The sequence below is a fragment of the Streptococcus sp. 2100 genome, assembly GCF_013276335.1.
In the GTDB taxonomy this organism is placed as follows: Bacteria; Bacillota; Bacilli; order Lactobacillales; family Streptococcaceae; genus Streptococcus; species Streptococcus pseudopneumoniae.
This window is the reverse complement of sequence record NZ_VMKV01000014.1, coordinates 69382-93425: the sequence shown is the minus strand read 5'-3', so window position 1 is coordinate 93425 and position 24044 is coordinate 69382. Positions and strand designations below refer to the sequence as shown.

Annotated in this window: 25 protein-coding genes; 8 read left to right on the top strand and 17 right to left on the bottom strand. The window is 40.5% G+C overall.

The window, feature by feature from the left end; genetic code table 11:
* Positions 1-16 precede the first annotated feature (16 nt).
* The 8 genes from HT669_RS02555 to HT669_RS02520 all read left to right on the top strand — a co-directional run bounded on the left by HT669_RS02555 (position 17) and on the right by HT669_RS02520 (position 6067).
* Positions 17-1162 carry a site-specific integrase gene (locus HT669_RS02555; RefSeq protein ID WP_050222843.1) on the top strand — a complete coding sequence of 382 codons (1146 nt, stop codon included), beginning with the start codon at positions 17-19 and terminating at the stop codon, positions 1160-1162.
* A 132-nt stretch (positions 1163-1294) separates the two neighbouring features.
* Positions 1295-1864: a CYTH domain-containing protein gene (locus tag HT669_RS02550; protein WP_000681273.1), complete on the top strand. Its 570-nt coding sequence runs from the start codon at positions 1295-1297 to the stop codon at positions 1862-1864.
* A gap of 112 nt (positions 1865-1976) precedes the next feature.
* Entirely contained in the window at positions 1977-2936 is a 960-nt protein-coding gene (locus HT669_RS02545) for a ribose-phosphate diphosphokinase (protein ID WP_001283810.1), read from the top strand.
* 9 nt (positions 2937-2945) lie between these two features.
* Complete coding sequence (locus HT669_RS02540) at positions 2946-4061, top strand: cysteine desulfurase family protein (RefSeq protein ID WP_050222844.1); 1116 nt, start codon at positions 2946-2948, stop codon at positions 4059-4061.
* A 4-nt stretch (positions 4062-4065) separates the two neighbouring features.
* On the top strand, positions 4066-4413 hold the full coding sequence (locus HT669_RS02535) for a DUF1831 domain-containing protein (RefSeq protein ID WP_000863540.1): 348 nt from the start codon (positions 4066-4068) through the stop codon (positions 4411-4413).
* 7 nt (positions 4414-4420) lie between these two features.
* Entirely contained in the window at positions 4421-4636 is a 216-nt protein-coding gene (locus HT669_RS02530) for a DUF4649 family protein (protein WP_000462493.1), read from the top strand.
* A gap of 82 nt (positions 4637-4718) precedes the next feature.
* Positions 4719-5360 carry a redox-sensing transcriptional repressor Rex gene (locus HT669_RS02525; RefSeq protein WP_000653403.1) on the top strand — a complete coding sequence of 214 codons (642 nt, stop codon included), beginning with the start codon at positions 4719-4721 and terminating at the stop codon, positions 5358-5360.
* A gap of 17 nt (positions 5361-5377) precedes the next feature.
* A complete protein-coding gene (locus HT669_RS02520; RefSeq protein ID WP_000743339.1) occupies positions 5378-6067 on the top strand; it encodes a gamma-glutamyl-gamma-aminobutyrate hydrolase family protein in 690 nt (229 codons plus the stop codon).
* On the opposite strand, the gene radC is transcribed toward HT669_RS02520, so the two are convergent.
* The 17 genes from radC to HT669_RS02435 form a co-directional block, all read right to left on the bottom strand.
* On the bottom strand, positions 6064-6744 hold the full coding sequence (gene radC / locus HT669_RS02515; RefSeq protein WP_000286927.1) for a DNA repair protein RadC: 681 nt from the start codon (positions 6742-6744) through the stop codon (positions 6064-6066). The two genes, HT669_RS02520 and radC, sit on opposite strands and share 4 nt — an antisense overlap.
* A gap of 42 nt (positions 6745-6786) precedes the next feature.
* Positions 6787-9078, bottom strand: a complete 2292-nt coding sequence (gene pcrA / locus HT669_RS02510) for a DNA helicase PcrA (protein ID WP_050222845.1) — start codon at positions 9076-9078, stop codon at positions 6787-6789.
* Positions 9079-9594: 516 nt separating this feature from the next.
* On the bottom strand, positions 9595-10455 hold the full coding sequence (locus tag HT669_RS02505) for a methionyl aminopeptidase (RefSeq protein ID WP_000631540.1): 861 nt from the start codon (positions 10453-10455) through the stop codon (positions 9595-9597).
* Between the two features lie 15 nt (positions 10456-10470).
* On the bottom strand, positions 10471-11748 hold the full coding sequence (gene spxR, locus HT669_RS02500; protein ID WP_000033819.1) for a CBS-HotDog domain-containing transcription factor SpxR: 1278 nt from the start codon (positions 11746-11748) through the stop codon (positions 10471-10473).
* Entirely contained in the window at positions 11741-12292 is a 552-nt protein-coding gene (locus HT669_RS02495) for a GNAT family N-acetyltransferase (protein ID WP_001028719.1), read from the bottom strand. The genes spxR and HT669_RS02495 overlap by 8 nt, the downstream gene beginning before the upstream one ends.
* Before the next feature lie 15 nt (positions 12293-12307).
* Positions 12308-13567, bottom strand: a complete 1260-nt coding sequence (locus HT669_RS02490) for a UDP-N-acetylglucosamine 1-carboxyvinyltransferase (RefSeq protein ID WP_023940713.1) — start codon at positions 13565-13567, stop codon at positions 12308-12310.
* 1096 nt (positions 13568-14663) lie between these two features.
* A complete protein-coding gene (locus HT669_RS02485; protein WP_001808548.1) occupies positions 14664-14822 on the bottom strand; it encodes a hypothetical protein in 159 nt (52 codons plus the stop codon).
* A 9-nt stretch (positions 14823-14831) separates the two neighbouring features.
* Complete coding sequence (gene obgE / locus HT669_RS02480; protein ID WP_050207537.1) at positions 14832-16142, bottom strand: GTPase ObgE; 1311 nt, start codon at positions 16140-16142, stop codon at positions 14832-14834.
* 63 nt (positions 16143-16205) lie between these two features.
* Positions 16206-16340 (bottom strand): DUF4044 domain-containing protein, encoded by a 135-nt coding sequence (locus HT669_RS02475; RefSeq protein ID WP_000863859.1) that lies wholly within the window; start codon positions 16338-16340, stop codon positions 16206-16208.
* 58 nt (positions 16341-16398) lie between these two features.
* On the bottom strand, positions 16399-16575 hold the full coding sequence (locus HT669_RS02470; protein ID WP_166727871.1) for a PspC domain-containing protein: 177 nt from the start codon (positions 16573-16575) through the stop codon (positions 16399-16401).
* Positions 16576-16604: 29 nt separating this feature from the next.
* Entirely contained in the window at positions 16605-17930 is a 1326-nt protein-coding gene (locus HT669_RS02465; RefSeq protein ID WP_050207536.1) for a glycosyltransferase family 4 protein, read from the bottom strand.
* Between the two features lie 15 nt (positions 17931-17945).
* On the bottom strand, positions 17946-18989 hold the full coding sequence (cpoA, locus tag HT669_RS02460) for an alpha-galactosylglucosyldiacylglycerol synthase (RefSeq protein ID WP_166727866.1): 1044 nt from the start codon (positions 18987-18989) through the stop codon (positions 17946-17948).
* 115 nt (positions 18990-19104) lie between these two features.
* Complete coding sequence (locus HT669_RS02455) at positions 19105-19434, bottom strand: metal-sulfur cluster assembly factor (RefSeq protein WP_000331925.1); 330 nt, start codon at positions 19432-19434, stop codon at positions 19105-19107.
* A 13-nt stretch (positions 19435-19447) separates the two neighbouring features.
* Positions 19448-20557 carry an RNA polymerase sigma factor RpoD gene (gene rpoD, locus HT669_RS02450; protein ID WP_000201907.1) on the bottom strand — a complete coding sequence of 370 codons (1110 nt, stop codon included), beginning with the start codon at positions 20555-20557 and terminating at the stop codon, positions 19448-19450.
* A gap of 2 nt (positions 20558-20559) precedes the next feature.
* Entirely contained in the window at positions 20560-22320 is a 1761-nt protein-coding gene (gene dnaG, locus HT669_RS02445; RefSeq protein ID WP_166727867.1) for a DNA primase, read from the bottom strand.
* Positions 22321-22409: 89 nt separating this feature from the next.
* Positions 22410-23168, bottom strand: coding sequence for an ABC transporter ATP-binding protein (locus HT669_RS02440; RefSeq protein ID WP_000125403.1), 759 nt, complete (start codon positions 23166-23168; stop codon positions 22410-22412).
* Positions 23165-24031, bottom strand: a complete 867-nt coding sequence (locus tag HT669_RS02435) for an ABC transporter permease (protein WP_000637229.1) — start codon at positions 24029-24031, stop codon at positions 23165-23167. The genes HT669_RS02440 and HT669_RS02435 overlap by 4 nt, the downstream gene beginning before the upstream one ends.
* Positions 24032-24044 lie beyond the last annotated feature (13 nt).

Below are 24044 nucleotides of genomic sequence, written 5' to 3'. Positions count from 1 at the left end.
AAAGAAAGGACTTTTTATGATAAAAAAATACATCACAAAAAAAGGAGAGACTAGATATCTCTTTCAAACATATCTGGGCATAGACCCTGCAACTGGAAAAGAAAAACGAACAACACGCCGTGGTTTTAAAACCATTAAAGAGGCAAAGGTTGCCGAACGTGACCTTCTCTTAGACGTTGAAGAAAATGGTTTTTCAAGCAATGAAGATTTTCAGAACCCTACTTTCGCTGAAGTTGCTGATTTGTGGCTTGATAGCTATAAGAGCACTGTAAAACCAACAACCTATCAGAACGTTAAGAAAAAACTTGATGTTATGATTGACTTGTATTTTACAGATATGAAAATCCAGCAGATTAGTGTAGCTTATTGTCAAAAGGTTGCTATCCAGTTAAGTAATCGCTATATCCTCTATGCTAATTACTACTCTGTAATCAGCCGTATTTTCAAGTATGCCACTTCTATTGACATCATTAAGTCAAATCCATTAGATAAGATTATCAAGCCTAAAAACAGGCCATTGAAGACCAAAGAAAACTACTATACAAAACAGGAGCTAACGGAGTTTCTTAAAGTTTGCAGAGTAGATTGTAAGCCTGTAGAGTATACCTTTTATCACTTACTAGCTTTTACTGGTTTGAGGACTGGAGAAGCTATCGGACTCATCTGGTCAGATGTTGATTTTGAAAATAAACGATTGGATATTTCTCGTACGGCTGTCGTAATTGGTGACAAGCAAACTGTTCAGGATCCTAAAACCAAAAGGAGTAAGAGGGTTATCACCTTAGATGATGAGACTCTGAATGTATTAAAACTCTGGAAACGTCAACAAATAAAAGAATATTTCCAGGCTGGTGTGCCTTATAAACATGATTCGAATTATATTTTTACGAACAATGGCGGAGGATGGATTTCTCCTTCAGCTGTTAAAGAGAGACTTAGAAGATTCTTTTGTGAACATAAAGATGTCAAAAAAATCACTCCTCACGGTTTCAGGCACACACACGCTTCTCTCCTATTTGAAGCAGGTGTTACAGCCAAAATCATTTCAGACAGATTAGGTCATAACAATGTCCAAGCCACCCTTGATATGTATACCCACATCAATGATAATCAACGTTTTGAAGTCGTCGATCAACTCATGGATTTCATCCGCTCCAGCTAAAAGTCATGCCGTATTCAATCTCGTATTCACTTTTAGTTGACCTACTGAAAACCCACTGATTTCAAGGGACTAGGAAGACGTGAGCAGTTTATACCATAATCCGCTTTCAACGATAAAGAAAAGGTAAGAAAAATGAAACATTTAGAAATTGAATTGAAAACACTATTGAAAAAAGATGAGTATGATCGTCTAAAAGACCAGTTCACAGGTGTCACTCCTGTTCTTCAAAAAAATTACTACATCGACACACCTGATTTTGAGCTGCGAGAAAAGAAAGTTGCTATGCGCATTCGAACTTTTGAAGACTGGGCAGAATTGACACTCAAAGTCCCGCAGAGTGTTGGAAACATGGAATACAACCAAAAATTGCAACTAAAAGATGCTGAAAACTATCTGAGCAAGAAAGAATTTCCTCAAGGGATAGTATTGGATGAATTGGCGAAACATGGTATCCAAACTAGTGAATGGCAGGTTCTTGGTTGTCTAACAACGCTTCGCTATGAAATGCAAACAGCTATTGGCCTCATGGCACTGGATGAAAGTCAGTACTTTGATATGACAGATTATGAATTAGAGCTTGAAGTGGAAAATCATGAGCAAGGCAAACAGGATTTCCAGCAATTTTTAGAGGAAAATCAGATTTCCTATCAAAAAGCTCCTTCAAAATTGGTTCGATTTGTCAAAAGCATGAAAAATAGCTGAAATAATCTCCATTTTTTGGTAAAATAGAAAAGATAAAAATACACAGGTTCTAGTTCATATATGTAAGATAAATATCACTAGGATTTAAAAAGTTTACAGAGGACGGTCTATAATGTCAGATAGAAAAAACATGAAACTTTTCGCACTCAACTCTAACCAAGAGATTGCACAGAAAATTGCTGAAGCTGTTGGTGTCCCACTTGGAAAACTATCGTCACGTCAATTTTCAGACGGAGAAATCCAAGTGAATATCGAAGAAAGTGTCCGTGGTTATGATGTTTACATCATCCAATCAACAAGTTTCCCTGTCAACAACCACCTAATGGAATTGTTGATCATGGTCGACGCTTGTGTGCGTGCAAGTGCCCACAGTATCAACGTTGTCCTTCCATATTTTGGCTATGCACGTCAAGACCGCATTGCTTGTCCTCGTGAGCCACTTACAGCAAAACTAGTTGCCAATATGCTGGTTAAGGCTGGGGTTGATCGTATCCTGACTCTTGATTTGCATGCCGTTCAGGTTCAAGGTTTCTTTGATATTCCAGTGGATAATCTTTTCACTGTCCCCCTATTTGCAAAACATTACTGCGATAAGGGACTACTCGGTTCAGATGTTGTTGTCGTTAGCCCTAAAAATTCAGGTGTCAAACGTGCGCGTAGCTTGGCTGAATATCTTGACGCTCCTATCGCCATTATCGACTATCCTCAAGACGATGCAACTCGCAACGAAGGTTATATCATTGGTGATGTTGAAGGTAAGAAAGCTATCTTGATTGATGATATTTTAAATACAGGACGTACCTTCTCTGAAGCTGCTAAAATCGTTGAACGTGAAGGAGCTACAGAAATTTATGCTGTTTCTAGCCACGGCCTCTTCGTCGAAGGAGCTGCTGAACTTCTTGACAATACTAATATTAAAGAAATTCTTGTGACTGATTCAGTAGCAACAAAAGAAAAAACTCCTAAAAACGTATGCTACATCACTGCTAGTGAGTTAATTGGTGATGCTATCGTCCGTATCCACGAAAGAAAACCAGTCAGCCCACTCTTTGCCTACAACAAAAAGAAATAAGGTGATTCTTTGATTTATTTGGACAATGCTGCAACGACTCCTATGTCAGCAGTTGCTATTTCAGCTATGACCGAGGTTATGCAAGAAACCTATGGAAATCCTTCTAGTATTCATGCTCATGGTCGTCAAGCTGGCAAACTATTGCGAGAAGCCCGTCAGGAGCTAGCTCAGTTACTGGGGACAAAACCTCAACATATCTTTTTCACTTCTGGTGGGACAGAAGGCAACAATACTGCTATCATTGGTTACTGCCTTCGTCACCAAGAACAAGGAAAACATATTATCACAACTGCTATTGAGCACCATGCTGTCCTTGAAACAATTGATTACTTGGTTCAACACTTTGGGTTTGAAGCAACCATTATCCAGCCAGAAAATCAAGAAATCACCGCCCAGCAAATTCAAGAGGCCTTACGTGACGATACGATTTTGGTTTCTACCATGTTTGCCAATAATGAGACTGGAAACCTACTGCCCATTGCTGAAATTGGCCAAATACTCAAGCAACACCCAGCCGCCTATCATGTCGATGCAGTTCAGGCTATTGGTAAAATCCCTATACACCCAGAAGAATTGGGCATTGATTTTCTCACTGCTTCTGCCCACAAGTTCCATGGTCCTAAGGGAATCGGTTTTCTCTACGCATCTAGCATGGATTTTGATTCCTATCTTCATGGCGGAGACCAAGAACAGAAAAAACGAGCCGGAACTGAAAATCTAGCTGCCATCGTGGGTATGGTTGCAGCCCTAAAAGAAGACCTAGAAAAACAGGAAGAACATTTCCAACATGTACAAAATCTAGAAACTGCCTTTCTTGCAGAGCTAGAAGGAATTCAGTATTACGTGAATAGAGGACAACATCATCTCCCTTATGTTCTCAATATTGGATTTCCTGATCAGAAAAATGACCTTTTACTCCTTCGGCTAGATTTGGCTGGAATTTCTATCTCTACTGGCTCAGCCTGTACGGCAGGCATTGTCCAATCCAGCCATGTTCTTGAAGCCATGTACGGGGCAAATTCAGAACGCTTGAAGGAATCCGTTCGTATCAGTTTGTCGCCACAAAATACTGTTGAAGACCTACAAACCCTCGCAAAAACCTTAAAAGAAATTATCGGAGGTTAGCCATATGGCATTTGAAAAAACCATTCAGTTAAAAAATTGTCGTTACGACTACACTCTTAGCCCTTCTGTTAAAAAATTCACCCTCAAAGATAACACCTTTTTTGAGACTAAGGTTGGTAACTATGAATTGACTCGCCTTTTGGAAAAAGTGCCAAACAGCGGTGAAGGCTTCCAACTCAAAATCATCATTAACAAGGAACTTACAGGGGCTAAAATCAATATCACTGACAAGTTTGGTCTTCGTCTAGTTGATATTTTCAAATCAGAAGACCACCACATTCATCAGGAAAAATTCTACTTCCTCATGGATAGCTTGGTAGAACGTGGTGTCTTTACAAAATCAGAAAGATAGGTCCCATATGTTTGAATTGACCTATAAGGACAGCTATCATGTAGAGCGTACACTCAAGTATGAGGATTATGAAGCTCTCATGCTGGCTTTGTCAGGATGTGTGACCCTGCCAGATACACTTTATGTAACTTCTCTGACTTTTAATAGCCAGAAAATTTATCAGGGTCTGGTCGGAGACCTCTACCGTTTTCTATCACATACAGATTTTTTACATCAAAACTAAGATTTTTCTTAGTTTTTTCTTGTTTTTGTTGATTTTTTCACAATGTTTCTATAAAATAGAAGAATAGAAAGGTTGTGATTTTGTGAAAGATAAACAGTTTGCTATTCCAAAAGCTACAGCGAAAAGACTCTCTCTCTACTATCGAATTTTTAAGAGATTTCATGCAGAAAAGATTGAACGTGCCAACTCTAAACAAATTGCAGAGGCTATCGGTATTGATTCAGCGACCGTACGTCGTGATTTTTCCTATTTTGGTGAACTTGGTCGTCGTGGTTTTGGCTATGATGTCAAAAAACTGATGACATTTTTTGCCGATTTGCTCAATGATAACTCTATTACCAATGTCATGCTGGTTGGTATTGGAAATATGGGCCATGCCCTTCTCCACTACCGCTTTCATGAGCGTAACAAGATGAAGATTATCATGGCATTTGACCTGGATGACCATCCTGAAGTCGGTACCCAAACTCCTGACGGGATTCCCATTTACGGAATTTCTCAAATCAAGGATAAAATCAAGGATGCCGATGTCAAGACTGCTATCCTGACCGTTCCCAGTGTTAAGTCACAAGAGGTTGCTAATCTCTTGGTAGATGCTGGTGTGAAAGGAATTCTTAGTTTTTCACCAGTCCATCTGCATTTACCAAAAGATGTGGTCGTTCAGTATGTCGATTTGACAAGTGAACTCCAAACCCTCCTCTACTTCATGCGAAAAGAGGATTAGAAAGCGAAAATCATTTTATGAAAAAACCAGTTATTGGGATAACAGGAAACGAAAAAACTCATCCAGATGATGACATCATGATGAGCTACGCAGCAAAAGGCTTTGTGGAAGGCGTTAAAGACGCTGGAGGGATTCCCATCATCCTACCGATTGGTGATCAAGAAATGGCCTGCCACTATATCAGTATGATTGACAAGCTCATCTTGACAGGTGGGCAAAATGTTGATCCAAAATTCTATGGTGAACCAAAAACCATTGATAGCGATGACTACCACCTTCAAAGAGATATATTCGAACTAGCCCTCATCAAGGAAGCTATCAAACAGAAAAAGCCTATTTTCTCCGTCTGTCGTGGGACTCAGCTTTTTAACGTTGCCATGGGCGGAACTCTGTACCAAGATATCGAAGATCATTGGCAGAATTGTTCTGCCGAGTACACAACTCAACGCTTGGTGACAGAACCTGATACTGTTCTCCGAGAAATCTATGGAGAAATCTCCCATATCAACTCCTTCCATCACCAGAGTATCAAGGATTTAGCACCAAATTTAAAGATTGCGGCTCATGATCCTAAAGATGGTATTATTGAAGCTGTCATGAGTACGGATGATGTTGCCTTTCTCGGTGTCCAATGGCACCCAGAATTTCTATTTGAAAATCGCCCCAAAGATAAAAACCTCTTTGACTATGTTGTTAATGAACTTTAGATTAAATCTGTCTTTTCACGGTAACTAAAGTAACTAGATTGTGAGACAATCAAATGGTCCAAGAGGACAATCCCCATCAGGTCGCAGGCTTCTTTAACAATTTTAGTGACATGATCATCATTTCGGCTAGGCGCTACCGCTCCCGAAGGGTGATTGTGGACCAAGATGAGTGAAGTCGCCATATGCTTGATAGCATAGTGAAGAATCTCTCGCGGCTCAGCGATACTACGAGTTGCAGAACCGATAAAAATGGTCTGTTGATGAATGATTTGATTTTGAGTATTGAGATAGAGCGCCACCAGGTGCTCTTGTTTTTTGTCCCCCAATTCCTGTTGCATCTTCTTGGCCAACTTTTGACTGCTGAGAATACTTTCCATCTCAAGAGTCTCGTGTTTGTGAATACGATGGCCCAGTTCAATCATAGCTTGTAATTCTATGGCCTTAACACGGCCGATACCAGACAGACTCTGCAATTCCTGCAGGGTCATTTTTTTCAAATCCGTTAGGCTTGAAAGATTGCTCAAGACTTTCTGGGCAATTTCAAAAACGCTAGCTTGACGTGTTCCTGTCCTGAGTAAAATAGCTAGCAACTCTTGATTACTGAGCGCTTCAACTCCTTCCTTGGCCAGTCTTTCTCTTGGTAATAGTGAATCTTCTTGGAATGAAATACTGTACATAAAAATCCTCCTCACTTTATTATTCGTGAGAAGGATGAAAAATTAGATTTTTTTCTCAATTGGGGCCACACTAGCCAAAAGTTTTTTCAAACCTACTTCTGGGAAATTGATTTTCAATTCCTGCGTAGCACCGCTACCTGAAACTTCCACAACAGTTCCCTCTCCCCACTTCTTGTGGAGGGCAATGTCACCAATGGACCAATTTGCCTCGCTAGAAGCTGATTTTGCTCCAGCTGTAAATTGACCAAATGGGAGACCGCTTGACTGGATAGATTTTGGGGCAGCACTGCGTTTACGGTCTTGAAGAGCCTGGGCAAGACTCATACCTTGACCGAAGGCAACCCCACCACTGCTATAAGATGCCTTAAAGCTTGTATTTGCTGGACGAGCCAGACCTTGATACTCAAGTAAGTCCGAGCTGATTTCGTTAATAAAACGAGTGGGACGGTTGTAGTTGGTACGACCAAAAAGCAGGCGCGAGTTGGCATTTGTTAGATAGAGGATTTTCTCTGCACGCGTGATACCTACATAGGCTAGACGGCGCTCTTCTTCTAATTCATCTGGATCTTCAGCCGCACGACTAAGTGGAAAGACATTTTCTTCCATCCCAATCAAAAAGACAACTGGAAACTCGAGACCTTTGGCAGCATGCAGGGTCATCAAGGTCACTTCTGATGTCTCCTGACTACCTGAATCTGTGTCCGCAATCAAGGCCAAGTCATTTAAGAAACGACTTAGTTTATCCAAACCAGTTTCTTCTTCTGGCCCATCAGAGGTGTCATCAAAGTTTTTCGTCACAGAAAGGAACTCTTCAATATTTTCAACCCGAGCCTTGCTTTCTAAAGTCGCTTGAGCATTTAGAATATCGACGTAACCTGTTTTTTCTAGGACGGCCTCAACCAACTCAGTAATGCTTAACTGGTCCAGTTGCTCCCGCAAATCCAGAATCATATTGGCAAAATCCCAGATAGATTGGGCTACTTTACCCTTGATACCAGACAACATGATATTGGCTGAAGCATCTAGCATAGACATGTTTTGCATATTTGCAAAGTCACGAATTTTCTCAACAGTACCTGGCCCAATTCCACGTTTTGGTTCGTTGATAATACGCTCAAAACTGATATTGTCACTCAAATTAGCAATAAGATTAAGATAAGCGATAATATCGCGGATTTCCTTACGGCTGTAGAACTTGGTTCCACCAACCATGGTATAAGGAATGTTTGACTTGAGCAGGGCTTCCTCAATAGTACGGGACTGCGCATTAGTCCGATAGAGAACTGCAAAATCCTTGTGAAGGAAGTTTTGACTCCGACCAAGTTCATCGATGGTTTTGGCTACAAATACAGCCTCATCTAGTTCATCATTGGCACGATAGTAAACGATTTGTTCCCCATCAGCATTTTGGGTCCAGAGATTCTTAGGACGGCGGTTTTTGTTGTTTTTAATGACCTCGTTGGCCGCTTGAAGAATAGTCTTCGTAGAGCGATAATTTTCTTCTAACAAAACAACCTTGGCTTGGGGATAATCTTTCTCGAAATCCAAAATATTCTGCATATCAGCACCACGCCAACCGTAGATGGACTGATCCGCATCCCCAACCACACAGATATTTTTAAAGCGTGAAGCCAAGAGTTTGACCAATTGATACTGAGCGTGGTTGGTATCTTGGTACTCATCAACATGGATGTACTGAAACTTCTGCTGATAGTAGGTCAAGACATCAGGATTTTGATCAAAGAGACGCAGGGTCAGCATAATCAAATCATCAAAGTCAACCGACTCCGACTGACGCAGTTCTTTCTGATAAGCTGTATAACACTGGGACACGATTTGCGTATACATATCGCCAGCTTGGGCAGCATAAGCTACATCATCAATCAGATCATTCTTAGCATTGGAAATGGTTCCCAAAATAGTTCGTTCATTCCATTTTTTAGGATCCAAGTTCAACTGCTTGAGAATGCGTTTCATGAGAGTTCTCTGCTCCCCTGGATCTACAATAGTAAAATTGCGATTGTAACCAATATGGTCCGCATCGCGACGCAGAATACGCACACACATGGAGTGAAAGGTCGCAATCAGACAGTCCTGAGTAGCTGGATTAAGGCTATAAGCACGCTCTTTCATCTCACGCGCAGCCTTGTTAGTGAAGGTAATAGCCAAGATATTCCAAGGATTGACCAGCTTTTCATCGATTAAATAAGCGATACGGTGGGTCAAAACTCGGGTCTTTCCAGAGCCAGCCCCCGCCATAATCAACAAGGGACCTTCTGTCGTTTGCACCGCCTCAGCCTGACGGTCATTCATTCCATTTAATAATGCGTTCATCTTCTCTTCCTTACTCTTGAAGTCAATATTTCTATTATATCAGAAATCAGGGAAAATAGAAACTTTACGGGGAGTAGCAAAATATAGCGGATTGAAACTAGAATACTACACTGTAGGTTTCTAAAACACTCGACTTTTTCACTTAATTTTTTCATGAACTAGCTCAATACATCAATATAAAAAAGGTAAATTTAAGATTGGCAATACGAACGTTAAACAGAATTCCATTTCTCTTTTTAAAACCAAAACAACGATATCGTAAAACCTCTACAGGAACAATAGATTGCGACACTAAAATATTCTCCCCTAGTTTTGCTTTACTAATAGTATATAGGAGGAGAGCCCTGAATCCTAGACCCTCTGTTATGATGTGGTTACAAACAGAGTTGGAAAAAATCTTAAAGTCAGAAAAACGCATGATATCAGCCCCTAACACTTGATACAATGCGTTTTATTATGAAAAGATCTACTGGATTTTTTATCAAAATAAACTTCCAGTAGTCTTTTCAATTTTTATTAATAAGTCCCTTCTTCACCTTGGCTAGTCAAGATAACAGGTCCATCTTTCGTAATGACAAATTGGTGTTCATACTGACATGACAATCCACCGTCAATGGTCTTATGCGCCCAACCGGTTTTCATATCTGTATCGATTTCCCAGTCACCTGTATTAATCATTGGTTCAATAGTCAAGACCATTCCTTCACGGAGACGAAGTCCACGACCAGCAATACCATAGTTAGGAACCATTGGTTCTTCGTGCATGGTTGGGCCAACACCATGACCAACCAAATCACGCACTACACCGTAACCACGACTTTCAGCGTATTCTTGAATGGCTGCACCAATATCACCAATACGGTTCCCAATAACAGCTTGCTCAATCCCCTTATACATTGCTTCTTTAGTTACATCCATCAAGTTTTTCACTTCTTCGGACGGTGTACCTACAGCATAAGCCCAACAAGAGTCTGCTAAACCACCAGAATAGCTCTGAGTGTATTTCTTCATTTGCTCAACATTGTTGAAGTTTAATTTTGAGACATTCAAATCAGACTTAGCAATTGGACCTCCCAAAACCATGTCAACCTTGAGCAAATCACCATCTTTCAAGATATAGTGACGAGGGAAAGCATGAGCTACTTCATCATTAAGAGAGCAACAGGTAGCATAAGGATAGTCCATCATGGCACCGTCAACTCCAATCTGAAGCGGAAGGAAATTTTCTTCCTTACAACGACGGCGAACGTATTCTTCAACTTCCCACATATCTACGCCAGGCTTAATCAAATCACGCAAGCCAATATGGATACTTGCTAAAAAATCACCGGCCTTATCCATAGCTTCGATTTCACGAGCTGATTTTAATGTTATCATTTTTTCTCCTAGTTTCTAATTAATTTTAACGGTTACATTTGCTTTTGAAACAATCTGATGACCATGATAAATATCGTAATCAATAATAGCTGACCGTCTAGTATGGTGGATAATGCGTGCTTGAATGCGCAGTGTATCATCTATCTGAACAGCCTGCAAAAAGTAGATGAGCATCTGCTCGATAATGAGATTGCGACCACTATTCACAACTAAATCTTGGGTCATGTGAGTCAGTATCTCCGCTAATACACCATTAGCCAAAACACCGTTTTTCTCAAGCATAAAGGGTTCCACTGTAATGACGACTTCATCATGGTGATAAGCGAGTTTTTGACCAATCTGCTCAGAAAAAGTTGGTAGAGCAGAAACTTGGGAACGACTCATCTTCTCCATGACATCTCGTCGTGTCACAACTCCAAGCAAGGTTTGATTATTCCGAACAACCGGTACCATTTCAAAGTCTTCAGCAATCATCCGTTGACTCACATTGGCAATATTTGTCGATAATCCAACTAAAAATAAACTACGAGACATGACCTTGTCAATTGTGGTACTTGGTGACTTATCACCAGCATCTCTCATGGTTACAATGCCAACAACAACCTGATGTTGATTGATAACAGGAAAACGACTGCTACGATTCTTGCGTACCAAGTACAAATAATCTTTAACGGTGTCTGTCTCTCTCAGAAAACCATACTCATGACTTGGACGATAAAGCTTCTCAACTGTCAAAATATCAGTCTTGATTCGGACATTTGACAAGGCTTTATTGATCATAGTCGCAACAGTGAAAGTGTCATGCTTGCTTCTTAGAACAGGAATCCCTTTTTGATTTGCCAGTTTAAGCACATCATCATGAACATGAAAACCACCTGTAACCAAAACGGCATTTTCATTTTCCAGCGCTAGTAATTGGATACGGGTCCGGTCTCCGACAATCAAGAGTCCCCCATCATGAAGGTAGGATAGGATGTTTTGTTCAGTCATGGCACCGATAGAGAACTTACTAAATTCTCTCTCTAAACCTTCTTTCCCAGCCAGAACCTCAGAAGAAGTCACCTCTGCAATTTCAGCAAACGCTAATCTCTCTATAGCAACTTTCTGGGATTTAACACGAATTGTTCCACTTCTAGGACGGGTCTCCACAATTCCACGGTTTTCAGCTTCTTTAATAGCCCGATAGGCTGTTCCATCACTAACTCCTAGATGATTGGAAATACTACGAACACTGACTCTTTTACCTACTGGTAATTCCTCCAAATAGCTTAGAATTTCCTGATGCTTACTCATTGAACTCTCCTTTTACATACCGAAATTCAAGATAATCCCGCATTTTTCTTGTGTAACGATCACTTCCTTTAAACTGACGAATCAATCGAAATCCAGACTTAAGGGCAACCCGTTGACTTGCTTCATTTTCGAGATGGGTAATAATAGATAATTGTTTTAAATCAAATTCTTCAAAAGAAAGCTGACAAATTTTTCTAACAACCTCTGTCATAAATCCTTGCGACCAAGCATCTTTTCTCAAAAAATAGCCAAGCTCAGCTTCTTTTTTGATTTCATCTAACTTCTCAAATTTAATAGAACCAATCATTTGTTGATTTTTCTGGTCACAAATTGCCCACACTCCCAAAGGGGACTTCATAAAGTAATTGGCAAGTGCATACTGACTTTCTTCCAGACTTGCCTGCGTTGGGAAAATAAATTGAAGATTTTCTGGATTTGAAGCTACCTCGTGGAAGTCCTGATTATCACTAAAAAAGAAAGGACGCAAATACAAGCGATCCGTTTCAAAAAAAGAAAACATTGCTAATTTGGTCCAAATATTCATAAACACCTCTACGGTTTAATACTCAACAAGTCTAATATCCGCTCCTAGATTACGTAATTTTTCGATAATATCAGAATAACCACGTAAGATAAACTCGACATTGATAATTTCAGTTTGTCCCTCGGCCATCAAACCAGCAATAACTAAAGCTGCACCTGCTCTCAGGTCAGTTGCTTTAACACTGGCTCCACGTAAACTACGTCCACCCGTGTACAAAATATGACCATTTGTTGTCGAAATGTTCGCATCCATCTTTACTAGTTCAAAAACATGATTTACACGTTTTTCGTAAATCGTATCGACAATTGTACCACGACCATTCGCTCTTAGTAAAAGTGGGGTAATCGGTTGTTGCAAATCAGTTGCAAAGCTTGGGTAAGGAGCCGTCTTAATATTGATTGCTTTCAAATTAGACTGTTCCTCGACAAAAATGCTGTCTTCAGATACAGTCATTCTCACTCCCATTTCTTCCAACTTAGCAATAAATCCTTCTAGGTGTTCGTAAAGAACATTATTGATACGAATTCCTTTACCAACTGCAGCAGCTAAGGAAATATATGTTCCAGCTTCAATGCGGTCTGGAATCACCTGATGACGTGTCCCATGTAATCTTTCGACACCATCAATAATGATGATATTGGTTCCTGCCCCACGGATATGGGCACCCATATTATTCAAGAGGGTAGCTACATCAATAATTTCAGGTTCACGGGCTGCATTTTCAATAATAGTACGACCATTTGCTTTAACCGCAGCAATCATCGTATTAATCGTTGCTCCTACACTAACCGTATCCATGTAAATACTTGTACCATGAAGTCCTGTATCTTTAGCAGATAACTTCATGTTATCTCCCTCGTAGCTAACAGTGGCACCCATAGCTTCAAAAGCCTTAAGGTGTAGGTCAATCGGACGAGGACCAAGGTCACATCCTCCAGGCAAGCCAACTGTGGCTTCACCAAAGCGACCTAAAAGACTTCCATAAAAATAATAAGATGCACGAAGACTATTGATTTTCCCATAAGGCATTGGAATATTTTGAACACCTCTTGGATCAATCTCCAAGACATCGTCATAACGCTTAACAGTAGCTCCCATCAATTCCATAATTTCGACAAGACTGGCTACATCCGAAATATCTGGAACGCAATCCAAAGTCACCACATCATCAGCCAAGATAATAGCCGGAATTAAGGCCACAACACTATTTTTAGCACCACTAATAGTGATTTCACCTTGTAGTGGTAATCCACCATTGATAACAATTTTTCTCATTCTAAGTTTTCAATACTCTCTCAAGATTTCTAATAAGGTCTTTAAAATAAATTATATCATAAATGCAACCTTTTTTCCATCCTTTTCAATTTTATTGGATAAATCAGAGTTGATGAGTTAGTCACTGATACTCAATGAAAACCAAAGAGCAGATTAGGAAGCTAGCCGCAGGCNNGTAGATAAGACTGACGAAGGCAGCTCAAAACACTGTTTTGAGGCTGCAGATAGAACTGACGAAGTCAGTAACATATATATACGGCAAGGCGACGCTGACGTGGTTTGAAGAGATTTTGAGTATAATCTTTCTCGAAGCGCTATTACCCCTTTTTTGTCCCCTGAAATCGAGTAGGAGCTAAGACTAGCTCCCTTATCTAAGTATCGGAATACGGCTGTTCAACTAAACTTTAGAAAGAACTTCTCCCCCTTCTCTCAGTTCACAGAAGCGTTTTATACATACCGTCCTATATTTCATGAACAAGACGTTTTCAGGCTAGCATCCTATCAGACAATCTATTTTAAAGATAACCGTGACTCAGGATCACTTCTATCTGTCGTTTTCTCTTTATAGTGATAGACCTCACGGGATAAGTCATACATCTTTCCTCGTGTATACAAGATATGAGGACGTTAAAAGGTTACAGTGAAAATAGAAAATCTTAGTCCGAATTCAATTACTCTCGTGCTTTATGTATATAGGTTACGACTACCTTTTTAGAATTTAGAGTTTTGAGCCCCCTTATCTACTATATACGCCTTACTATCACGTTCCTGTTCGTAGAGCCACGATTTCGCTATCCCTTCCCCTGACGATTCTTATTTCCAGCGTCAGACTTAAAACGATCTATCCCCAGACCGTTTTAATCCGCTACCTCACGATAGTCAGGCTTGGGAATCGCTATTTGACTCGCCGAGAACTTTGACATCAGATATACTATAACAAAGTGAAATAAGAATTAAACAATTTAATTTTGAAATCCAAATCAATTGATAACAATATTTTAGAAGATATGCTGTGCTATTCCAAATTCAGTTTGCTATATATCCAGTCGTACCACAAAATTCCGTGTCTGATGAGGCACGGAATTGTTTAGCTTCTTTACTGAGATGGATTTTCCTTTTTAGTTCGTGCCAATCTCAGAGCACGATTTGGATTGAGACGATTAAATAGTTCTTCCAATTTCTTTTCATTCCAAACGTCTGCGGCGGAAACAAAATTGCCATCCGCATCTCGGAAAGATATCGGTTTATCTCCCATACCAATCTCCTAGTCTACAAATTCAAACTCAAATTTACCAATGCGAACCAAGTCCCCATCCTTAGCACCACGCGCACGAAGGGCTTCATCAACCCCCATACCACGAAGCTGGCGGGCAAATTTCATGACTGATTCGTCACGATCAAAGTTGGTCATATTGAAGAGTTTTATGAGTTTTTCACCAGAAAGTACCCATGTCGCATCGTCATCACGACTAATTTCAAAGGCTTTCTCTTCCTCGTCAAAGCCGTAGTAAGCTTCTTCTTCCATATCTGACTCGTCATAGAGCAAGAATTCTGGTGTCTTGTCTAACAATTCAGCTGTCGCATCCAAAAGCGTTGCCAAACCTTGCTTGGTCAATCCAGAAATTGGGAAAATAGCTGGTAACTCTTCAAATTCATCGTAGTTTTCAGCCAATTTTTTCTTAAATTCTTTAAGATTTTCTTGACTCTCAGGCATGTCCATTTTGTTGGCTACGATAATCTGTGGACGCTCCATGAGACGAAGATTATACGACTCCAGCTCTTTATTGATCGCTAGGTAGTCCTCATAAGGATCACGACCTTCGCTAGCTGACATATCAATGATGTGAAGGATAACACGTGTACGCTCAATGTGACGGAGGAACTGAGTTCCCAAACCAACACCTTGACTAGCGCCTTCAATCAAACCTGGTAAATCAGCTACTGCAAAGGATTCACCTGATTGGGTGCGAACCATACCTAGATTTGGCACAATGGTCGTAAAGTGGTAGGCGCCGATTTTTGGTTTAGCAGATGTGATAACACTTAAAAGAGTTGATTTCCCTACAGATGGGAAACCTACTAAACCGACATCTGCCAAGATTTTTAGTTCCAATTGTAACTCACGTTCCTGACCTGGTTCTCCATTTTCAGAGATTTCCGGTGCAGGATTTTTTGGTGTCGCAAAGCGGATGTTTCCACGTCCACCACGACCACCGTGGGCTACAATAAATTCTTGCCCATGTTCAATCAAATCTGTTAAAACTTTGCCAGTCTCTGCATCACGGACAGTCGTACCTTGCGGCACTCGAACTCTGAGGTCCTCTGCACCACGACCATGCATCCCTTTAGTCATTCCTTTTTCACCAGAATCAGCCTTGAAATGACGGTTATAACGGAAATCCATCAAGGTACGTAGTCCTTCGTCTACAACGAAGACGACATTGCCTCCACGACCACCGTCACCACCCCAAGGACCGCCATTAGGGACATATTTTTCACGGCGAAAGGCAACCATGCCATCACCACCATTACCAGCCTTGACCTTAATCTTGGCTGTATCTAAAAACATACTCATTTTTTCTTCTCACTTTAAAAAAGGGCTGGGAAATCCCAGTCACTAAATTTTCTTGAATCTATTTTATAGATTACTGAGGGCACCAATTGCAGTTGCGAAAATTCCCAATAAACTTGCTACTAGCATGATAATCACGATAAACAAGGTTATTTTCTCAAACATCGTTTTTTTACGATTTCCATTATCTCCAAATGCCATTTTTATCTCCTTCGTTACATTCTATTTTCTATTATCTTAGCATGAATTGAGCTAGTTTTCAATAGTCACTTGCTACTGGTGCAATAATACATAAAATGATATAAGCTACAATTCCCGCTCCGTAACAGCAAGCAAGAACACCCCATATTACGCGAACGATAGTTGGATCAATATCAAAATAATTTGCGACCCCAGCACATACTCCAGCAATTTTTTGATCACTACCACTTCTCATCAATTGTTTTTTCATAGCTATTCCTCTTTCTATTCTTCATGGTCTTTCCAATAATCTCTGATGCTGATTAACTGTGTTTTTGAAGCCTTCAGCATGCGTCTAGAGCCTTTTACGGGTACAGCAACCACCTGTTGTGGAAGATACAAAACTGTCTTAAAGATACGCTGACTGACCGTATCATCTTTGGCTAAATCTTTCTGGAAATTATTTGAAATAATAGCATCAAGATAAAATTCATGCACCCGTTTTCCAAAATTCTCAGCTGAAATCTCATACAATTTTTCTGATAAGGTATGCTCATTCATATCTGGCGTTGCAATCAGGGCTTCTAAAATGGCTCCAGCCAAATCATACTCGCCGTAATACAAGGTACCAAACATTTTATCACTAATAAGATTGTCCAGATACGGATTTCCGTGAGCAATAACAGGCGTTCCACTAGCTAAGCTTTCCAAGTAGGTCAAACCCTGCGTTTCACTTGTCGATGCCGAGATGAAGAAATCTGCCGCCTTATAATAAAGAGCCGTCTCACTAGGAGCAATCATCCCTGTAAAGACAACAGAGTCTTGAATCTCTAGTTTCTGAGCTTGCTCTTTGAGATCATCCAGATAAGGACCATCCCCAGCTACCACCAGTTTAACCTTGTCTTCTTCTTTCAGAACTTCTGCAAAGGCTGCTAAAACTGCTTGAATATTTTTTTCATAGGAAATTCTCGAAAGACTCAGCAACATCTTTTCATCATCTTGAATTCCTAGTTTACTACGCAGTTCTTTCAAATTTTCCTGCTTGATTTCTGGACGCTCAAACTTAGCTAATTCAATCCCTGTTGGAATGACCCGCTTTTCAACCTTGACCTTATAGTCAGATAACAAGTCACGGACAATCTCACTCGGGCAAATAACCCCATCTACATCATGCAAGAAACCTCTAACCAAGTACTTGACCATACTCGGACGAATCAGCATTCCCTTAGCAATATAATGCACATAGTCTTCGTACTGGGTATGATAGGTATGGATAACTGGAATCTTCAATTCACGCGCAATCCAAATCCCCAACAAGCCAAGAGAAAATTCTGTCTGGGTATGGATAATATCTAACTGGTACTGTTTGGCAATTTCCAGTGCCTTGCTAAAACCTCGATAGGCAAAGCGGCGGTCCTTAAAAGCAAAGAAGGGAACACTTGGGATGCGGATAATTTGCCAATCTTCGTAGCGATTGACATCCTTATCTGTCGTCGTAAAGATAAAAACAGCATGTCCCTGCTTTTCAAGTTCTGTTTTCAAGGTTCGAATACTGGTTGCAACACCAGAAACCTGAGGAAAATAGGTATCTGTAAATAAACCAATTCGCATAGATTACCTCACTTTTTACTTTCTCCCTAAAGCGGCTTGTTTCTCATAAAAGTTCAACCAGATTTGTAACAGATGCTCTTCAGAATACTCTCTGGAAATATTCTTAGCCTTTTCTTTGAGATCTTTTAAGGCAGCAGGATTTGCTTGATATTCCAAAATAGCCTCTTTCATCTCTTCTCTACCCGCTGTCGCCCGATAATTTCCCTCCAAAATCACCTTATAGAGATCTAAATCACGCAACATAATAGGAGCCTCACAACTCGCAGCTTCTAAAATAGTCATAGGAAAGAGCTCATTGTAACTAGGCAACAAGAAAAGATCCGCTAGAGCATACAATTCGCGCATCCGCTCTGGCGATACAATGCCTGGAAACATCAAATTTTCAGGTGGATTTTCCATGATTTTCTTGTAGCGTTCATAACCATCTGTCATGCCACCAAAAGAGAAACCGCCAGCCCAGATAAAGGTAATCTGTGGCAATTCCTCAGCCAGACGGATAAAATCATCAATCCCTTTGCGTTTCTGAACTTGACCAGCACCTACTACGATAAACTGATTGTCACTAAGACCTAGCTCTGTTCGCAGTCTGACTACCTCTTCTTGTGGAAGTGGATGCCATTTTTCCTTGTTTACAAAGTTAGGAATATAAGTCACTTTTTCACGTGGAATACCAGCTGCCACCAAATCCTCGATAAACATCGGATTGACCACCACCAAGTGCTCCATCCGGTTGTAAAAAGAAAATACATAGCGTTTCACAATTCCCTTTAAGAAAAATGGAATTTTCAAACTTCCCTCAAGTGTATCAGGCAAGAAATGCACATAGCCAATCTTTCTCCCTGAGCGTTTCTTTTGGAATGTTGATAAATAATAGGGGAAATCAATTGTATGAAAGTGAGTCACATCTGCCTCTATTGGAAGATTTTCTGTAACAATCAATTGGTCCTTGGCATCACGGTGAAGAAGACGAACTAATTCACGGTAAGCACCTGAAACTCCTTGTCCTGCTACTTTCTCACTTGAACTCAACATATTGATGCGTAATTTCTTTTTTTCCATAACTACTATTATATCATTTTCTTTGAATAAAATCAGCAAAAGAAAGGAGAGACTAGAGGAAAAGAGGGGGAAATTTCCTCACTTTTCCAACGGTCTCTCACATGCTTTTATATGTTTACTTAATGCCTAGGGCAATGCGTGCATAGCGACTCATTTTTTCAACTGTCCAGGCCGGATACCAGACTAATTTGACCTCAGTATCCGTTACTTCTGGCACCTCTGTCATAGCATCATAAATCTGATCCGTCAAAAGGTCTGCTAGAGGACATCCCATAGTTGTCAAAGTCATATCAATCTCTGTTTGCCCTGTGTCGCCGTCAAAACGAATCTCATAAATCAAACCAAGATTGACAATATCGATTCCCAACTCAGGGTCGATAACTTCTTCCAAGGCTGATAAAATTCGTGTTTTGATATTTTCAATTTGCTCTTCTGTATAAGCCATATTTTCCTCACTCTTAGTCTTCAATAAAATCACGAAGCGGTTTGCTACGACTTGGTTGGCGTAGTTTTCTCAAAGCCTTGGCTTCAATCTGACGGATACGCTCACGAGTGACATTAAAGACTTTACCCACATCTTCAAGGGTGCGCATTTTTCCATCATCTAGTCCAAAACGTAGACGCAGAACATTTTCTTCACGGTCTGTAAGAGTATCCAAGACCTCATCCAACTGCTCACGCAAGACGATACGAGTTGTATAGTCCACTGGATTTTCAATCACTTCATCTTCGATAAAATCCCCAAGGTGGCTATCATCCTCTTCACCGATCGGTGTTTCAAGGGATACCGGTTCTTGAGCAATCTTCAAGATTTCACGAACCTTATCAGGTGTCATATCCATACGTTCAGCGATTTGTTCTGGCGTTGGATCCTGTCCCAATTCTTGAAGGAGATTACGCTGTTCACGAACAAGCTTGTTAATCGTTTCAACCATGTGAACTGGGATACGAATAGTACGAGCTTGATCCGCAATAGCACGAGTGATTGCTTGACGAATCCACCAAGTTGCGTAAGTTGAGAACTTGAATCCTTTAGAATAGTCAAACTTGTCAACCGCCTTCATCAAGCCCATATTTCCTTCTTGAATCAAGTCAAGGAACTGCATACCACGGCCGACATAGCGTTTGGCAATAGAAACAACCAAACGAAGGTTGGCTTCCGCAAGACGTTGTTTGGCTTCAATATCACCAGCTTCAACAGCTAGTGCCAATTCTTTTTCCTCTTCATTGGTCAAGAGAGGAACGACCCCGATTTCTTTCAAGTACATACGGACAGGGTCATTAACCTTAGCCGAAGTTGAACCAATCAAGTCCTCATCGCTGAGTTCTGGCTCTTCTTCAGTGCTAAGAACACGCGCACTTGGATTTCCTTCGTTATCTGTGATAGAAATTCCTGCATCTTGAATCCGTTGCAAGAGATCTTCAATCCCATCAGCGTCCAAGGTAAAAGGAACGACAAGACTAGCATTGATTTCATCATCTGTTGCTGTCCCTTTTTGCTTATGATTACGGATAAATTCTGCTACTTGTACGTCAAATGTTGTTACTTCTTTTTGTTTTGTTGCCATTATTACTCCATTCTTCTCTTTTGGGAAATTAAACGTTCCAATTCTTCTAGGGCTGTGTCTGTATCTCCTACATGGCTAGCTTCCTGCACCTTCTTTTTGATTCTCATATTGTCCTGATTCAAGAGAGCCTTGTTTCGAGTCATTTCTACTTCACTAAGTTCCTGCGGTGACATCTCAGCAGGCAAATCCTGAGCTAAGACTTGGTACCAAGCTCTTTCAACTTCCTCTGTCTGTTCTGCTAGAACTTCTGGAGGAAGATTGCCATACTGGCCAAGCAAGTCATATAAGACCTGAAATTCAGGTGTGTTAAATGAAAAGTCTTCTCGCAAACGGTAATCGTTTAAAACAAGAGGGGAGTCCATCATTCGATAAAGTAGATGAGCTTCTGCCCTCATAATAGCCGATAACTGCTTGGTGACAGGCATAGTGATTTGCGTCGGTCTGGAAACCCCTTCCATGCGATTCTGCCTTTGTGCCTGACGGCTTTCATTAACAATCTGCTCAATCTGGGCATAATCAAAGGATGCCAGACTGTCAGCTAAAATATGAATATAGCTGTTTTGAGCAGTGATAGACTTTTCTTGAACAATCAAGGGAGCTATTTTTTCAATAAACTCAATCTGGGCCTGCAGATTTTCACTGTTTTCAGGCTTGTACTGGTGAATGTAAAACTCAATCGGACTAATACGAGTTTTTGTTAATAGATAGGCCAAGTCTTCTGGTCCATTTTTTTGTAGATACTCATCTGGATCCAAGTTATCAGGCATGCTGACGATTTGAACAGGTATATCACCAATTTCGTCCAGCGCTTTCAAAGTCGCGGCTTGCCCAGCCTTATCGCCATCGTAAACAAGAACCAACTTCTTGGTTAACCTTTTCAGATGCTCAACATGCTCACGACTCAAGGCTGTTCCCATGGACGCCACAGCATTTTCGATTCCAGCCCGATAGGCTGCAATCACATCCATGAATCCTTCCATCAGATAAATCTCACTGGCTTTTCCAGAAGATTTTTTTGCCCTATCCATATGATATAATTCGTAACTTTTGTTAAAAATTGCAGTCGATCGGCTATTTTTATACTTAGAAGTTTGTGAATCCGTTTTCTGCCAGATACGACCTGAGAAGGCAATAACCTTTCCTTGGTCATTTGTCAGGGGAAACATAATCCGATTGTGAAAGGTATCTACAAATTGATTTGCATCTGAGAGGTAAAACAGTCCTGAATCTAGGAAATCCTCATCACGATACTGACCAGACAAACGTTGATAGAGATAGTTTCGTTCTGGAGGTGCTAAACCAATCCGAAAATGCTTGAGCACTTCATCTGTCAAACCACGCTGATAAAGATAGTTTCTGGCCTCCTCCCCTATAGTCGTTGTCATGAGAATAGCATGATAAAATTTAGCCGCATCTTCATGCATATCATAAAGAGCTTGGTGAGGCGAGGCTGGTTTCTGTTCACTATAAAGCGGTTTTTCCACCTCAATCCCAACACGCTGACCTAAAATCTGCACAGCCTCCATAAAGGGAACCCCTTGGTACTCCTCGATGAACTTAAAGACATCACCTGAGCGACCACAACCAAAACAGTGGTAAAACTGCTTGTCCTCTACAACGTTGAAAGAAGGTGTTTTTTCACCATGAAAAGGACAGAGCCCTAGATAGTTCCGTCCTGCCTTTTGTAAAGAAATCACATCTCCTATGACTTCCACAATGTTGGCATTGTTTTTGATTTCTTCAATGACTTGTTTGTCAACCATACACAATACCTCCATGTTATCATAGTTTACTTTATATAGTATACTTTATTTCAGAAAAAAAGTAAACCATTTCACTCGTTTTCCCTACTTTATTCAAAGAGTTGATAATAATCAGAGATTTTCATTTTTGCTTTTTCTTCTTGGTTCAAATCTTGGATAATTCGTCCTTCTTTCATGACAATTAATCGATTGCCATACTTAAGAGCATCTTCCATATGATGAGTAATCATAAGCGCTGTCAGCTGGTCATTCTTAACAAATTCATCTGTCAATTCCATCAAAGCAACACTAGTCTTTGGATCAAGGGCTGCAGTATGCTCGTCTAACAAGAGTAATTCAGGACGCTTCAAGGTTGCCATCAAGAGACTCAAAGCCTGTCTTTGCCCACCTGATAAGAACTCAATCGGTGTATTCAAGTGTTTCTCAAGACCATTTCCTACTTTTTCAATGGTCGCCTGAAATTCATCCTTATAAATAGTCAAGCGTCGTGGTAACAATCCACGCTTTTCACCACGAAACTTGGCAATCAAGAGATTCTCTGCCACTGTCATACGAGGAGCTGTCCCCATCTTTGGATCTTGGAAGACTCGAGACAGATACTTAGCCCGCTTTTCTGGTGAAAACTTGCTAACATCCTCACCTAAAATACGGATGGTTCCACTGGTTAAGGACAAGGTTCCTGCAATAGTGTTAAAGAGAGTTGATTTCCCAGCACCATTTCCACCTAAAATCGTGATGAAATCCTGTTCAAAAATTTCTAAGGAAACATCATTTAAAATAATCTTCTCTTCATCAAAGCCATTTTTAACGATTTTGGTTGCATTTTTTAATTCTACAATTGCTGTCATTTGCTTAACTTGGCTCCTTTCAAGATGGTTTGCTTAAATGTTGGAATCATGAGGCAGACTGCTAAAATCACGGCGCTGTACAAACGAAGGTAACTTGTATTAAAGCCAAGCGCAATAACCGCCCACACTAAGAATTGATAAGCGATAGAACCTACAACGATGGTAACCAGACGTTCTGCCAAACTCAAACTCTTGAAAATAACTTCCCCAATAATCAAACTTGCAAGCCCCACAACGATAACCCCGATCCCTCGAGATACATCAGCATACCCTTCTTGCTGGGCAATGAGAGCTCCTGCAAGGGCAATCACACCATTTGATAAGACCAAGCCCATGAGCTCCATGCGTCCAGTATGAATCCCGAAACTTCTAGCCATATCAGGATTGTCACCTGTAGCAATATAGGCTTGTCCGAGTTTGGTATCCAAGAAAAAGAGCATGAGAGCAATAACAAAACTGACAAAGATAAGACCTGTCAAGAGTTGGTTCAAATCTGAATCAAAAGGCAAAACATCCTGGATTTGCTTGGTTCCAAGTAAGCCTAAATTGGCACGTCCCATAATCAAGAGCATGATAGAGTGACAGGAAGTCATCACCAAAATCCCTGAGAGCAAAGTTGGGATCTTCCCTTTTGTATAAAGAAGTCCTGCTGCCATACCAGCCAAACAACCTGCTCCTACAGCAAGCAGTGTCGCTAAAAAAGGGTTCACGCCTTTGGTTATCAGAGTGACAGCAACAGCTCCCCCAAGAGGGAAGGAACCTTCTGTTGTCATATCTGGAAAGTTTAAAATCCTAAATGTCATAAAGATTCCCAGACCTAGAATAGCCCAGACAAATCCTTGAGAAATAATGGAAACAATCATATTTTATTTAATC